Origin of the sequence: Mesorhizobium sp. BR1-1-16 (genome assembly GCF_020165495.1) — a bacterium.
GTDB lineage: Bacteria > Pseudomonadota > Alphaproteobacteria > Rhizobiales > Kaistiaceae > Kaistia.
In genome coordinates this window covers 327279-341910 of record NZ_JAIUIE010000005.1, presented here as the reverse complement: position 1 = coordinate 341910, position 14632 = coordinate 327279, and the positions used below count along the sequence as shown (strand labels likewise).

Here is a 14632-nt window from a genome sequence, read left to right as displayed (position 1 = left end):
TATAGAGCAATCCGTCAACGGATGCCCTCTGCCTATGTTCCCCCTTCCAGCAGCGCCAGCAAAGCGGCCTCATTCGGCTCGGACGCGATGCGGATGTGGCCGGTTTCAAGCGCGGCGGCAACGTCGGCGGAGAGACAATAGAAGGCCAATGCGGCGAGATGCGGCTTCAGCGGCGCGGTCAGCGCGATGAAGGTCTCGGCGGTCCGGCGCGAATAGAGCAGGGCCCCATCAAGGGTGCCGCCGACGATGGCTGCCCGCGCCAACTCCGGCAGCGCCGTGGCGGCGATCATCCGATAGGCCTCGATCTGGTCGACCGTGAAACCTGCTGTCCGAAGCCGTGCCGAGAGATCGCCGGAGGGCGTTGCGAGTGTCGGATAAAGCAATGGTCCCGCACGGGGATCGAGAATCTCCGCCGCGAGCGATGCGAGCGCCGCGCTGTCGCCGTCAGCCGAACGCACATCGGCGAAGCCGGCGGCCCGCGCCGCGTCGGCGGTCCGATCGCCGACGGTGAGCACTGGCACGTCGCGCGGCAGGGTTTCTGGCGGCCATGCTGCGACGGCGCGGACGGCATTCACACTGGTGAAGAGAATCGCGGCCGGCGGCGTGATTATGGATGGTGGCGGCAGAAACGCAGTTGTGAGCATCGGCGCGAGGATCGAGACATGCCCGCGTGCGGCGAGGGTGGTCGCAGTGCGGCTGGCGTCCGGTTCTGGCCGCGTCACGAGCAGCCGCATCGCCTCACGCGTCCGCGCGGAAGAAGGCTGTGCCACCGCGGCCGATCAATTCGCCCGCGGCCTCGAAGCCAAGCCGCTCGGCATCGGCAACCGGACCTTCCAGCTGGACCGATTCGGACTGGCGGCCATCGGGAGAAAGAACCATGCCGCGGAACGTGACGACGCCGCCCTCGATCGTGGCGAGGCCACCGATCGGCGTGCGGCAGGACCCATCGAGCCGTGTCAGGAAGGCCCGCTCGGCGCGGAGGGCGATCTGGGTCGGCTCATGGTTGATGCGGGCAACCAGGCCGCTGGTCCGCTCGTCGCCGATTCGCGTTTCGATCGCCACGGCGCCCTGGCCGCAAGCAGGAAGGAAATCATCGGGCTCGATGATCGAGGTCGCGTGCGCTTCGAGGCCAAGCCGCTTCAGCCCGGCCAGCGCCAGCAGCGTCGCATGCGCGACGCCATCGGCGAGCTTCTTCAGCCGCGTCTCGACATTGCCGCGAAATTCGACCGGCTGGAGGTCCGGGCGGATGCGGAGCGCCATCGCCCGGCGGCGCAGCGACGATGTCCCGAGCACGGCGCCTTGCGGCAGGTCGCGGAGCGCCCCGGCGACCGGCGAGAGAAAGGCGTCGCGGACATCCTCGCGCGGCAGGAAGGCGGAAAGCTCGAGACCTTCGGGAAGCGCCGTCGGCATGTCCTTGGAGGAGTGGACCGCGAGATCGATCCGGCCGGCGATAAGCGCCTCCTCGATCTCCTTGGTGAACAGACCCTTGCCGCCAGCTTCCGACAGCGGCCGGTCCTGGATGCGGTCGCCGGAGGTGCGGATCACCTCGATCTCGATCTCGTCCGGATCGAGACTATAGAAACTCGCGATCCGCGCGCGGGTCTCGTGCGCCTGGGCTAGCGCGAGCGGGCTGCCGCGCGTACCGATGCGAAGGAGCGGAGCGGAAGGGGCGGATTGCACGCGGTCGGCTCCGGATGCTAGGTGGGCGGAATTGATCGGCGCGCAGTCTAGTCGCTCCCTCCGACGATGGAAGGGGCTGCGGCAATCGGGACGGCGGCGCCAGCCAGTCCCCGTCGAAAGGCACGCCTCGTGACCGCCGGCCAGCTCGTTTTGGGCATCGAGACCAGTTGCGACGAGACCGCGGCTTCCGTGGTGCATCGGAGCGACGACGGCCGCGGCACGATCCGCTCTAATATCGTGCTTTCGCAGATCGCGGATCACGCGGCATTCGGCGGCGTGGTGCCGGAAATCGCGGCGCGGGCGCATGTCGAGGCGCTCGATTCGGTTGTCGAGGCGGCGCTCACCGAGGCTGGTGTCGATTTCGGCGACCTCGATGCCGTCGCCGCGACGGCTGGTCCAGGGCTCATCGGCGGCGTCATTGTTGGCTTGACCACGGCCAAGGCGATCGCCTTTGCAGCCGGGCTGCCTCTCCTTGCCGTCAATCATCTCGAGGGCCATGCGCTGACGGCGCGGCTCACCGACAATGTCGCGTTTCCCTATCTGCTGCTTCTCGTCTCCGGTGGCCACACGCAGATCCTGCTGGTGCGCGGCGTCGGCGCCTATGAGCGCTGGGGCACGACGATCGACGATGCGCTTGGCGAAGCGTTCGACAAGACGGCGAAATTGCTCGGGCTGCCGTACCCAGGTGGCCCGGCCGTGGAACGGGCTGCGGCGACGGGCGACGCGGCGCGTTTCACGCTGCCGCGGCCGATGCTGGGCCGTGCCGGCGCCGATTTCTCATTTTCCGGCCTGAAGACGGCCGTCCGTCAGGCCGCCGAGGCCGCCGCGCCGTTGTCGGATGGCGATGTCGCCGATCTTTCGGCGGCGTTCCAGGCGACGGTTTCTGCGGTGGTCGCCGACCGGATCGCCCATGCGCTCGATCGGTTTCGAGCCGAATTCCCCGAGATCGCCGTACCGGTTCTGGTGATCGCGGGCGGTGTCGCCGCCAATCGGGCGCTCAGGGCCGGCCTTGCCACCGAAGCCGAGCGGCGCGGCTTCCGCCTCGTGGCGCCGCCGCTCGCGCTCTGTACCGATAATGGCGCCATGATCGCCTGGGCCGGGGCGGAACGGCTGGCGCTTGGCCTTGCGGATGGGCTCGATGCACGGGCTCGGCCGCGCTGGCCGCTCGATACCGTCGCGCTTCCGATGATCGGCTCCGGCATGAAAGGCGCCAAGGCATGACGGACAGCGTGAGCGAAGACCCTGCCGCGGGAACGAAGGCGCCCCCGGCGACCCGCTTCCGCCGCAAGGTCGTCATCTATGCGACGTGGCAGGATCGACTGCTCGTCTTCACCAAACCCGATTTCCCCAGCCATGGCGTCGAAGTCCCCGGCGGCACGGTCGAGGAGGGCGAAGACCTTGAGGCGGCAGCTCGGCGCGAATTGCTGGAAGAGACGGGCCTCGCACCATCCGGCGCCTTCGTGCCGCTCGGCGAGATGACCTATGTGTTCCGGTCGGAGACGTTCGAGGCGGGCGCCGTTCGCTTCCAGCATCACCGCTCCTTCTTCCATGTCGCGCTGGATGACGTCGCCGCCGAGGCGTGGGAGTGGACGGAGCAGACGCCGGATGGCGGTGGGCCGCCGATTCGCATGGCGTTTTCCTTCGCGCCGCTGCTGCCGCCGCCGGTGCTGTTCGGGCGGCTTGATGCCAAGTTGCCCGAGTTGCTGATGTATCTCGGTCTGGAGGTTCCTGGCCGATGAGACTGGAGCGCATCGCCATCGTCGGGGCTGGAGCCTGGGGCACCGCGCTCGCGCTCGCCGCCCATCGTGCCGGGCGGGCGGTGACGCTTTACGGACGCGATGTCGGTGACATCGTCGCGGCGGGCGAAAACCGCGCCTATCTGCCCGGTATCGCCCTTCCGCCCGACCTCGCCATCACGGATCGGCTCGCTGATGTGATCGGCGCCGATGCGATCCTGATTGCGACGCCAACACAGACGGTGCGCGGCGTCGCGGCGTCGCTTGCCGGCATCTCGGACGATACGCCCATCGTGCTTTGCGCCAAGGGACTCGAACGCGGAACCGAACTTCGCCCGACCGAAGTGCTGGAGCAGGCGCTGCCACCCGCCGCCCCGGCCGTGCTCTCCGGCCCGAGCTTCGCAATCGATGTGGCGCGGGGCCTGCCGACGGCGGTGACCATCGCGGCGGCCGAGCCAAAGCTCGCCATGGCGCTCTGCCAGGCGCTCGGCTCGACCAGCTTCCGACCTTACGCCGAGACCGACATGATCGGCGTCGAGGTCGGCGGCGCGTTCAAGAATGTCCTGGCGATCGCGGTCGGCATCGTCGCCGGGCGGGCGCTCGGCGCCAGTGCCGCCGCGGCGCTGACGGCGCGCGGCTTTGCCGAACTCCGGCGGATCGGTGCGGCGCTCGGCGCGCGGCCCGATACACTGATGGGGCTTTCGGGGCTCGGCGATCTCGTCCTCACCTGCGCCTCGCCGCAGTCGCGCAATTTCTCCTATGGCCTGGCGCTTGGCCGGGGCGAGGCGCCGGCGCATGTGCTCGTCGAGGGCGCGACGACGGCGGCCGTGGCGCGGGCGCTTGCCGCCCGGCTCGGCGTCGACATGCCGATCACGGCGCAGGTGGCGGCCGTGGTCGAGGGCGAGACTGATATCGACGGGGCAATGGCGGCCCTGATGAGCCGGCCGCTGAAGCACGAGACCGAATAACGCCGCGATCATCCGATGCACCGGGGCCTTTACCAGCCGGAGCGGCGGACCTAACGTGCGCCCGACCTTTCGGAGGAGTTCCCATGCATTTCGTCGCCATCCTCACCGACTATGACGGCGCGCTCGAGAAGCGTGTCGCGACGCGGCCGGCGCATCTCGACTGGCTGAAGACCGCGCCGGTACCGATCGCGGGACCCTTTCTCGACGCCAAGGGCGACATGGTCGGCTCGATGCTCGTCATCGAGGCCGAGGACGAGGCGGCTGCCAAGGCGCTGCTTGCCGAAGATCCCTATGCCAAGGCCGGTCTCTTCAAGTCGGTCGAGGTGAAAGCGTGGCGTTGGGGCTGGGGCAAGCCGGCCTGAGGAGCATCGCCATGGCGCATTGGCTGTACAAATCGGAGCCGGACGCGTTTTCCTTCGACGACCTCGTCGCCAAGGGCAAGACCGGACAGGAATGGGACGGCGTCCGCAATTATCAGGCACGCAATCATATGCGCGCCATGAAGGTCGGGGATCGCGGCTTCTTCTACCATTCGAACGAAGGCAAGGAAGTCGTCGGCATTGTCGAGGTGATGAAGGAGATCCATCCCGATTCGACCGATGACAGCGGCACCTGGGAGTGCGTCGATATCCGCGCGGTCGCGCCGGTGAAGACGCCGGTGACACTGGTCGCCGCCAAGGCCGAGCCGCGCCTGAAGGGCATGGCGCTCGTCTCAAACTCGCGCCTTTCAGTTCAGCCCGTGACCGATGCCGAATGGGCGGTCGTCTGCGAGATGGCGGGCATTTCACCCTGATCATTCCTGGCCCCGCCGTCCCCGACGACGCGGCCGCCCGCATCCGTTTCATCCAGGCGGAGACGCGCCTTTCGCCGGTGCCGCATGTGCCCGAGATCCGGCTCTGGCAGGCGGATGACGCGACGCTGCTCTGGCAGCGGAGCGAGGATGAACTCGGCGTCATCGGCGCCGCGCTGCCCTTCTGGGCTTTTGCCTGGGCGGGCGGGCGCGGTCTGGCGCGTCATGTGCTCGACCGGCCGGAACTTGTTCGGGGCCGCCGCGTGCTCGATTTCGCTTCTGGGTCCGGGCTTGTCGGCATCGCGGCCGCGCTTGCCGATGCCAGCTCCGTGACGGCAGCGGATATCGATCCCTTCGCGATGGCGGCGATCACCCTCAACGCCGCGGCCAATCGTGTCGCGGTCACGCCGCTGATGGCGGATCTGGTCGGCGCCGGCGTCGAAGCGGATGTGGTGCTCTGCGGCGATATCTTCTACGACCGGGCGATGACGGCGACAGTGCTGCCCTGGCTGAGACGGCTTGCCGCGTCCGGTATCACGGTCGTGGTCGGCGATCCTGGCCGCAGCTATCGTCCCGAAGGCGGCGTCGCTCTCCGCGCGACCATTACCGTGCCCGTCGAGGCGGCGCTGGAGGATTCGGCTTCGAAGGCCGTCGCCATCCTGACGATCCTGCCCGCGTGATGCCTGCGGAGACGGCTGCGACAGCGCGCCCCTGCCGTTCCGCCGCGCGAATCTTGCGGCATCGGCATGGAACGGATTAAGTGACCCACGGAGGTTGCCGCACCCGCAGGCGTGCGCGGGCGCGGATGAGGGAGGATAGAATGCACGAGATCATTCACGCGGTCCCAAGCGATTGGGCTGCCTCGGCGCATGTCGACATCAAGACCTATCAGGACATGTATCGCCGCTCGGTCGAGGATCCTGACGGATTCTGGCGCGAGCAGGCGGCGCGCCTCGACTGGATCAAGCCGTTCACGAAGGTCAAGAACACGTCCTTCGCGCCTGGGAATATCGATATCCGCTGGTTCGAGGATGGCACGCTCAATGTCGCGGCCAATTGCCTTGATCGCCATCTCGCGACGCGGGGCGACAAGGTCGCGATCCTCTGGGAGGGCGATGATCCCTCCGAGAGCCGCTCGATCACCTATCGCGAGCTGCATGCCGAGGTGTGCCGCTTTGCCAATGTGCTGAAGTCGCTCGGCGTCTCGAAGGGCGATCGTGTCACGATCTACCTGCCGATGATCCCCGAGGCCGCGATGGCGATGCTGGCCTGCGCCCGCATCGGCGCTGTCCATTCGATCGTCTTTGGCGGCTTCTCTCCTGACAGCCTCGCCGGTCGCATTGGCGACTGCCGCTCGACGCTGGTGATCACCGCGGACGAGGGCCTGCGCGGCGGCAAGAAAGTGCCGCTGAAGCACAATACCGATTCGGCGCTGACCAAGACCATCGGCGACGAGAAGGTGCTGGTCATCCGCCGCACGGGCGGCGAGGTGGCGATGCATGCCGGCCGCGACTTCTGGTATCACGAGCTCGCGGAGACAGTTTCGGCCGACTGCCCGGCGGAGGAAATGAGCGCGGAAGATCCGCTGTTCATCCTCTATACGTCTGGGTCGACCGGCCGCCCGAAGGGCGTGCTGCACACCACCGGCGGCTATCTGCTGCATGCGGCGATGACGCATGAGCTGGTGTTCGACCTGAAGGAGAACGACGTCTTCTGGTGCACGGCGGATGTCGGCTGGGTCACCGGGCACAGCTATATCGTCTATGGGCCGCTCGCCAATGGCGCGACCTCGCTGATGTTCGAGGGCGTGCCGAACTATCCGTCGAATGCCCGTTTCTGGCAGGTGATCGACAAGCACAAGGTCACGATCTTCTATACGGCGCCCACGGCGATCCGCGCGCTGATGCAGGCGGGCGATGAGCCGGTCAAGTCGACGTCGCGCGCCTCGCTGCGCCTGCTCGGCTCGGTCGGTGAGCCGATCAATCCCGAGGCGTGGGAGTGGTATTACCGCGTCGTCGGCGACAACAGATGTCCGATCGTCGACACATGGTGGCAGACCGAGACTGGCGGCCACCTGATCACGCCGATGCCCGGTGCGACGCCCCTGAAGCCGGGCTCCGCCTCCTGGCCGTTCTTCGGCGTTCAGCCGGCCATCGTCGATGCCGAAGGCAAGATCATGGACGGCGCCTGCGAGGGCAATCTGGTGATCCTCGATGCCTGGCCGGGCATGATGCGCACCGTCTATGGCGATCACGATCGGTTCGAGCAGACCTATTTCTCGGCCTACAAGAACATGTATTTCACCGGCGATGGCTGCCGGCGCGATGCCGATGGCTATTACTGGATCACCGGCCGCGTCGACGACGTCATCAACGTCTCCGGTCACCGCATGGGCACGGCCGAGGTCGAAAGCGCCCTCGTGGCGCATTCGGGCGTTTCGGAGGCGGCGGTCGTCGGTTACCCGCACGACATCAAGGGGCAGGGTATCTATGCCTATGTCACGCTGATGGCGGGGGTCGAGCCGAGCGATGCGCTGCGCAAGGAACTTGCCGGCTGGGTGCGCAAGGAAATCGGACCGATCGCGACGCCGGATCTCATCCAGTTCGCGCCTGGCCTGCCGAAGACGCGATCGGGCAAGATCATGCGCCGCATCCTCAGGAAGATCGCCGAGGATGAATTCGGCGCCCTTGGCGATATCTCGACGCTCGCCGATCCGGCCGTCGTCGAGGACCTGATCGCCAACCGGCAGAACCGGAAAAAAGAAGCGGTCTAGCCGGCCCTAAAGGGCGTGCGGCGCATCGCGGTGCGCCGCCAATCCCGCGCGGGCGAGCCCGCCCTCACAAAGATCCGGAACACGGCTTGTCCCTTCACGTCCGCTTCTCTCTCTTCCGTCCGATCCTGGCGGGCGCCCGCCCCTGGGACCGGGCTCTCGCCTGCCTCGGCGCTGCCATCGGCATCGCGCTCTCCGGCTATATCTCGGCGCTGCTGGCGCCCGATGCGGCGCACGGCCTCTGGCTCGTGCCGCCGATGGGTGCGTCCGCGGTCCTCCTCTTCGCCGTGCCCGCGAGCCCGATGGCGCAGCCCTGGCCGACGATCGGCGGCAATGTCCTGTCAGCGCTCGTCGGCGTGCTGGTGGCGCATGCCATGCCGCTTTCGGCCCTCTCGGCCGGGCTCGCGGTTGGCGCGGCGATCGCCCTGATGTCGATCACGCGCTCTCTGCATCCGCCCGGTGGCGCGGCGGCGCTTGTCGGCCTCTTCGCCGGCGCGTCGTCAAGCCTTGCGTTTCCGCTGCTGCCGGTGGGGATCAACGCCGTTCTCATGGTCGGCTGCGCCTGGCTCTTCCACCGTATCTCCGGCCACAGCTACCCACATGTTGCGGCGACCGTGAAGCAGGGCGCGCCGGTTCCGCCCTGGAGCTTCAGCCGCGAGGATCTCGCTGCGGCGATCGCAGAGGGTGGCGAGACCTTCGATATCGATCCCGAAGATCTTGAGCGGCTGCTGCGCGATGTCGAGCGGCGGGCTCTCGTCCGGATGCGCCCCGGCATCTGAGGTCGCCGCCTCAGAAATCGCTGGCGATGCCCTTGTTCTCCCAGTCGCCATAGCGGACCGGCTCGGGGCCCTCGCGGCCGAGGATCTCGCGCGGGCGATCGCTCGCCGCATCGATTTCAGCGCGGCGCGCCTTGGCTTCGGCGAGTGCGCGCTCCGCCGCCGGGCTCAGCGGCCTCGCATCATTGGGCGTTTCGGTCGTTTCGGGCATGGCTGTCTCCTGATCGGGCGCTGCTTCAGCCGATATAGAGATCGGCGCGCGTCGGCGGGAGACCCGAGGGGCCACGTTGGCGGCGCGAGGCGAGCGTCTGGTTGATGGTCACCGAATTGCGCTGGAAGGCGATCGAACAGCCGGCAATGTAAGCGAGCCAGAGCCGCGTCTTCACTTCTCCGACTTCGGCGACCGCTTCGTCGTAACGGGCGAAAAGGCGGTCGTGCCAATGGCGCAGCGTCATCTGGTAATGTTCGCGCCAGCCTTCGACGTCATGCACCTCGAAACCGTAGCGCTCGAGATTGGCGACCGACATGCCGAGATGATCGAGTTCGCCGCCCGGAAAGATATAGCGGCGGATGGCGGCATATTCCGGATTGGTGCGGCGGAAGGCCTTGTCGGTCTTCTTCGCTGGCCGGGCGATGGCGTGGTGCAGATAAAGCCCGCCCGGCTTCAGCAGGCGATGCACCGTCTGGAAATAGGTCGGATAGTTCGGAATGCCGACCTGTTCGAACATGCCAATCGAGGCGATCTTGTCGAACTGGCCCTGCACCTGCGTGTAGTCGCGCAGTTCGAAGCGGATCCTGTCCTGCAGGCCGAGCCGGGTCACCTTCTCGCGCGCGAACACATATTGCTCGTCGGCCAGCGTCACGCCAACGGCGTTGACGCCATAATGCTGCGCAGCATGGCAGACCAGCGCACCCCAGCCGGAGCCGATGTCGAGCAGGGTCTCGCCGGGCTGAAGGCGCAGCTTGCGGCAGATCATGTCGAGCTTGTCGCGCTGTGCCGTCGCGATGTCGTTGTCCCAGTCGCGAAAATAGGCGCAGGTGTAGACCATCTCGGGATCGAGGAAGAGCGCGTAGAAAGCGTTGGAGACGTCGTAGTGGTAGTGGACGTTCTCCTTGTTGGCGGTCTCGCTGCCATCGCGCTGCGCCTTGTGGCCCTTGATCGCCTCGAGCGGCCACGGGCCGCCGCGCGAGCGGAACATGAAGTCGGCGAGCGAGCGCAACACCAGTTTCTTGTCGAGCGCGCGGCGCACGTCGCGGCTGCGGATCTTCGGGCGCTCGGCGACGAGTTCGAACAACGTGCCGTTCAGGAGATCGAGCCGCCTCGTGACATAGAGATTGAGCAGCGTGTCGATCTTAGGCTTACGGAACAGCGCGGAGATCACGCCCTCGTCTGCGATCGCAATCGTCAGCGCATCGGGGGCCGCATCGGCTGGGATCGTCGTGCCGTCCCAGAGGCGGAAGACGAGGGACACGCCGAGCGTCTCGCGTATGTTCGCGATCAGGGTCTTGAGACGCTCGAAGCGTGCCGACGTCGTCATATCCGAACCCCCATTGGGCGCTTTTCGCGCGCCGATCCCAGCCTTGCCCACGGCTTCATGCACTACCATCATATGGGGGTCACACAAGAGGGAGGCCGCTGCACGAGCGGCTCTGTCGCATGAACATGATGCGGACTGCCATGCTGATCGCGGCTCTGACCGCCCTTTTCATGGCGGTTGGATATTTGGTCGGCGGACAGTCGGGCATGCTGATCGCGCTCGCCTTCGCGGCGGCGATGAATGTGTTCAGCTATTGGAACGCCGATCGCATGGTGCTGTCGATGTATGGTGCACGCGAGGTCGACGAACGGACCGCGCCGCAGTATTACGGCATCGTCCGCGATCTCGCCGCCCGGGCCGGCCTGCCGATGCCCAAGGTCTACATCATCGATTCGCCCCAGCCGAACGCCTTCGCCACCGGGCGCAATCCGCAGAATGCCGCGGTTGCGGCCTCTGCCGGGCTGCTGCAGACGCTGAGCGCCGAAGAGGTTGCGGGCGTGATGGCTCATGAGCTGGCGCATGTGAAGAATCACGACACGCTGACGATGACGATCACCGCGACGATCGCCGGCGCGGTGTCGATGCTGGCGAATTTTGCCTTCTTCTTCGGCGGACATCGCGATGAGCGCAGCCCTTTCGGGGCCTTTGGCGCGATCGCTGCGGCCCTTCTCGCGCCGATCGCCGCCATGCTGGTGCAGATGGCGGTGAGCCGGACGCGCGAATATTCGGCCGACCGGCTTGGAGCGCAGATCTCGGGCAATCCGCGCGCGCTCGCTTCGGCCCTTTCAAAGATCGCCGGCAGCGCGGCGCATGTTCCCAATCCCGCCGCCGAGGCCAATCCGGCCACGGCGCATCTCTTCATCATCAATCCACTCTCGGGGCAGCGGATGGACAACCTCTTCTCGACCCATCCGGCGACTGAAAACCGCATCGCGGCGCTGATGGAACTCGATCGCACGCAGCGGTCTCAGCCGACGGCGAGCTCAGCCCGTGTCGGCCTGCCGGGCGGCTTCGGCACCCGGCGTACGGCGGCGCCTGCGGCGCGCCGGGGACCCTGGGGTTGAGCCCGCGTCCCGCCGCGGCGAAGTCCGATCGATCCAAGGGCGCCAAGCGCCCTCCGGTCAAGCTGGCGCCAGGCGTTGCCGCCCGTGTCGCTGCGATCACGGCGGTCCATGCCGTCTTCGCCGAGCATCGGCCGGCGGACACCGTGCTCGACGATCCGCATGGTCCGTTTGCGGGCCTCGATCCGCGCGAGCGGGCGCTTGCCCGCGCGATCCTCGGCATTGCGCTGCGCCGGCATGGCCAGATCATCGACGCGCTCGGCCGGTTCGTCGAAAAGAGCCTGCCGCGCAAATCGGGGCACCTTGCCGCGATCCTGCATGTCGCCGCGGCGCAGATCCTGTTCATGGATGTCGCCGATCACGCAGCGGTCTCGATCGCCGTGGATCTCGCCAGCCAGGACCATGATGCGCGCCACTTCAAGGGCCTCGTCAATGCCGTGCTGCGGCGGCTGACCGAGGGCCGTGACGCGATCCTCGCCAGCCAGGACGAAGCGGTGCTGAACACGCCGGACTGGCTCGCCGCCGGCTGGACCAAGGCCTATGGCGCGGACACCGCCCGGGCGATCGCCATTGCCCATCTCGAGGAACCGGCGCTCGACCTGACGGTTCGGTCAGATCCGGCGCTCTGGGCCGAAAAGCTCGAAGGCATCGTGTTGCCGAACGACACCGTGCGGCTCGTCGGGCATCGCTCCATCGAGTCCATGCCGGGCTTCGAGGAGGGGGCCTGGTGGGTGCAGGATGCAGCCGCAGCCCTGCCAGCGCGGCTTCTTGGTACCGTCGAAGGCAAGGCTGTCGCCGATCTTTGCGCGGCGCCCGGCGGCAAGACGCTGCAGCTTGCGGCCCGCGGCGCCCGCGTCACGGCTGTCGACATCTCCGTCGATCGGCTGCATCGCGTTCGCCAGAATCTCGATCGCATCGGCCTCGATGCCGAGCTTGTGGCGGCCGATATTCTCGACTGGCATCCAGGGCGGACTTTTGATGCCGTTCTTCTCGACGCGCCGTGCTCTTCGACCGGCACGATCCGCCGCCATCCGGATGTGGCGCTTCTGAAACGTCCGGCGGACATAGCCTCGCTCGCCAAGCTGCAGGCCGATCTCATCGCGCGCGCGGTCGATCTCCTGGAGCCCGGCGGCGTACTCGTCTATTCGACCTGCTCGCTGGAGCCGGCCGAGGGAGAGATTCAGGTTCAGCGTGCCCTTGCCAGGCTGCCGCTGCGACTGGTGCCGATCGAGCCTTCCGAAATTGGCGGACTTTCCGAGCTTTGCCGCAGCGGTCAGCTGCGCAGTCTGCCGACCGATCTGCCGGCGACCGAGCCGCGCATGGGCGGCCTCGATGGTTTCTTCGCGGCGCGGTTCGTGAAAACTTAGCGAAAGATGGATCAAAGTCCGGCCGGAGGCGATGCTTCCGTCCGAATGGGCGGTTCAATTCGCTTGAGGCCGCCGATAGATTGCTCCATCCCGGCGCGGGAACGATTCGATCGCCTGCGCGGCATGTGGCGGAAAGGGACCCATCCGGATGGCACTTGGAAGTGAGGCGGGGCAGGGCCGGCTCGTCCGGTTTGCGCTGGCTTCGGCCTGGCGCCGCTCCCGCTATGCCTTCCATTCCGGCGTGCTTTATCGCTGGCGCCATCTCGGTCCGGTGCCGGACCGGCTGCTGATCGCGCCGACGGATCTGAGGACCGCCGATCCGACCATTGCGCACGACATCTATGCCGGCCGCTATGTCTTCAGCGGCGAAGCGGTCGATGTCGCGGGGTTCTCCGTGTTCGAGATCGAGGCGCCGTCGCGGTCCTGGGCGGCCGCGCTGCACGGTTTCGGCTGGCTTCGGCATCTTCGCGCGTCGGAGCTCACGGTCTCGCGCTCCAATGCCCGCGCGCTGATCGACGAATGGATCCGCTTCCAGAAGAGCCACGACCCGGTCGCCCGTGATCCGGTGGTGACGGCACGCCGCATCGCTTCATGGCTCGCCCAGACGCCGCTGCTGCTCGAAGGATGCGACCACGGCTTCTATCGCCGTTTCATGCGCGCGCTGACGCGGCAGGTGCGCCAGCTCCGCCGCGTCGTTCATGACGTGCCGCCCGGTCGGCCGCGCCTTGCCGTCACCATGGCGCTGGCGGCAGCGGCGCTCTCGCTCGCCGACCAGAACCGGTTCGTGCGTCAGGCCTCGCGCTATGTCGACCAGGAACTGGCCCGCCAGATCCTGCCGGACGGCGGCCATATCGGACGCAATCCGGCCGCGGTGCTCGATATCCTCGTCGACCTCCTGCCGCTCCGCCAGGCCTTCACGGCCCGCGGGCTGCAGCCATCGCCGGTGCTGCTCGGCGCGATCGACCGGATGATGCCGATGCTGCGCTTCTTCCGCCTCGGCGACGGTTCGTTTGCCAAGTTCAACGGCATGGGCGAAACCCAACTCGGTCTGCTTGCCACCGTGCTCGCGCATGACGACGCGCGCGGCGCACCGCTGCGCAACGCGCCGCATTCTGGCTATCAGCGGCTGGAAGCGGGCGAGACCATCATCGTCATGGACACCGGCGCCGCGCCGGCGCCGGCGCTGTCGACGGAAGCTCATGCCGGCTGCCTGTCCTTCGAGCTCAGCGTTGGCCGCCAGCCGCTCGTGGTGAACTGCGGCATTCCGGGGCCCGGCGCCCCGGCGCTGCGCCGGCTGGCCCGCACCACGGCCGCGCATTCGACGGTGACGCTCAACGATACGTCGTCCTGCCGCTTTCTGACCGGCGGCCTTCTCGCCCATCGCCTCGGCGAGATCGTCATCGCCGGTCCGAGGATGGTCGAATCGTCGCGGCAAGAGGAGCGCGGCCAGACCTTCGTGACCGCGGCGCATGACGGCTATGTCGGGCGCTTCGGCATCCGTCACGAACGACGGCTGTTCCTGCCGCGCGAGGGGACGCGGCTCGATGGCGTCGACAGCTTTACGAGCCTCAATGGCGGCCCTGTAGCGCGCGGCGGCAAGGATGCTTTCGCGATCCGCTTCCACCTGCATCCGGCCGTGAAAGCGAGCCGGATCAAGGCCGGCCAGGCTGTGCTGCTGGCACTTCCCGACGGCTCGGGCTGGGAATTCGAGGCCGCTGGCCACGATGTCCTGATCGAGGAGAGCATCCGCCTTTCCGATATCCGCGGCAGCCGCCGCGCCGAGCAGATCGTCGTCTATGGCCGTGCGATGCATGCTGATGCGGTGCACTGGCATTTCGAAAAGGTCGCCGAGGGTGGACCGCGCCGACGCTCGGAAGTTGGCGAAACCGAAATGCTCGGCCTGGACGAAGGCGGGGGCTGACCGCCGCAAAGGGGCTGTACGCGGC

At 67.4% G+C, this 14632-nt stretch carries 15 protein-coding genes; 11 read left to right on the top strand and 4 right to left on the bottom strand.

Annotation, left to right across the window (positions count from 1 at the left end; genetic code table 11):
• Positions 1 to 32 precede the first annotated feature (32 nt).
• Positions 33 to 734: a uroporphyrinogen-III synthase gene (locus LB518_RS14245; RefSeq protein WP_224578173.1), complete on the bottom strand. Its 702-nt coding sequence runs from the start codon at positions 732 to 734 to the stop codon at positions 33 to 35.
• A 4-nt stretch (positions 735 to 738) separates the two neighbouring features.
• Positions 739 to 1680 (bottom strand): hydroxymethylbilane synthase, encoded by a 942-nt coding sequence (gene hemC, locus LB518_RS14240; RefSeq protein ID WP_224578172.1) that lies wholly within the window; start codon positions 1678 to 1680, stop codon positions 739 to 741.
• Positions 1681 to 1809: 129 nt separating this feature from the next.
• Between hemC and tsaD the strand changes: the two genes are divergently transcribed.
• The 8 genes from tsaD to LB518_RS14200 all read left to right on the top strand — a co-directional run bounded on the left by tsaD (position 1810) and on the right by LB518_RS14200 (position 8723).
• Positions 1810 to 2901, top strand: coding sequence for a tRNA (adenosine(37)-N6)-threonylcarbamoyltransferase complex transferase subunit TsaD (gene tsaD, locus LB518_RS14235; protein WP_224578171.1), 1092 nt, complete (start codon positions 1810 to 1812; stop codon positions 2899 to 2901).
• Positions 2898 to 3419, top strand: a complete 522-nt coding sequence (locus tag LB518_RS14230) for an NUDIX domain-containing protein (RefSeq protein ID WP_224578170.1) — start codon at positions 2898 to 2900, stop codon at positions 3417 to 3419. The genes tsaD and LB518_RS14230 overlap by 4 nt, the downstream gene beginning before the upstream one ends.
• Positions 3416 to 4384, top strand: coding sequence for an NAD(P)H-dependent glycerol-3-phosphate dehydrogenase (locus LB518_RS14225; RefSeq protein WP_224578169.1), 969 nt, complete (start codon positions 3416 to 3418; stop codon positions 4382 to 4384). Before LB518_RS14230 ends, LB518_RS14225 begins: the two co-directional genes overlap by 4 nt.
• An 83-nt stretch (positions 4385 to 4467) precedes the next feature.
• Positions 4468 to 4746, top strand: coding sequence for a YciI family protein (locus tag LB518_RS14220; RefSeq protein WP_224578168.1), 279 nt, complete (start codon positions 4468 to 4470; stop codon positions 4744 to 4746).
• A gap of 11 nt (positions 4747 to 4757) precedes the next feature.
• Positions 4758 to 5177: an EVE domain-containing protein gene (locus tag LB518_RS14215; protein ID WP_224578167.1), complete on the top strand. Its 420-nt coding sequence runs from the start codon at positions 4758 to 4760 to the stop codon at positions 5175 to 5177.
• Positions 5138 to 5854, top strand: coding sequence for a class I SAM-dependent methyltransferase (locus LB518_RS14210; protein ID WP_224578166.1), 717 nt, complete (start codon positions 5138 to 5140; stop codon positions 5852 to 5854). The genes LB518_RS14215 and LB518_RS14210 overlap by 40 nt, the downstream gene beginning before the upstream one ends.
• 140 nt (positions 5855 to 5994) lie before the next feature.
• Positions 5995 to 7947 carry an acetate--CoA ligase gene (gene acs, locus LB518_RS14205; protein WP_224578165.1) on the top strand — a complete coding sequence of 651 codons (1953 nt, stop codon included), beginning with the start codon at positions 5995 to 5997 and terminating at the stop codon, positions 7945 to 7947.
• A gap of 86 nt (positions 7948 to 8033) precedes the next feature.
• On the top strand, positions 8034 to 8723 hold the full coding sequence (locus tag LB518_RS14200) for an HPP family protein (RefSeq protein ID WP_224578164.1): 690 nt from the start codon (positions 8034 to 8036) through the stop codon (positions 8721 to 8723).
• Between the two features lie 10 nt (positions 8724 to 8733).
• Here the strand turns inward: LB518_RS14200 and LB518_RS14195 are convergent, their stop codons facing one another.
• Complete coding sequence (locus LB518_RS14195; protein ID WP_224578163.1) at positions 8734 to 8931, bottom strand: DUF1674 domain-containing protein; 198 nt, start codon at positions 8929 to 8931, stop codon at positions 8734 to 8736.
• A gap of 25 nt (positions 8932 to 8956) precedes the next feature.
• Positions 8957 to 10258, bottom strand: coding sequence for an SAM-dependent methyltransferase (locus tag LB518_RS14190; protein WP_224578162.1), 1302 nt, complete (start codon positions 10256 to 10258; stop codon positions 8957 to 8959).
• A 119-nt stretch (positions 10259 to 10377) separates the two neighbouring features.
• Here LB518_RS14190 and htpX point away from each other — a divergent pair, with 119 nt between their 5' ends.
• From htpX to LB518_RS14175, 3 genes are all read left to right on the top strand, one after another.
• The gene (gene htpX / locus LB518_RS14185) at positions 10378 to 11322 is read left to right on the top strand and encodes a zinc metalloprotease HtpX (RefSeq protein ID WP_224578161.1); all 945 of its coding nucleotides are present in this window, start codon (positions 10378 to 10380) and stop codon (positions 11320 to 11322) included.
• Positions 11319 to 12686, top strand: coding sequence for an RsmB/NOP family class I SAM-dependent RNA methyltransferase (locus LB518_RS14180; RefSeq protein WP_224578160.1), 1368 nt, complete (start codon positions 11319 to 11321; stop codon positions 12684 to 12686). Before htpX ends, LB518_RS14180 begins: the two co-directional genes overlap by 4 nt.
• Before the next feature lie 148 nt (positions 12687 to 12834).
• Entirely contained in the window at positions 12835 to 14607 is a 1773-nt protein-coding gene (locus LB518_RS14175) for a heparinase II/III family protein (RefSeq protein WP_224578159.1), read from the top strand.
• Positions 14608 to 14632: the final 25 nt, after the last annotated feature.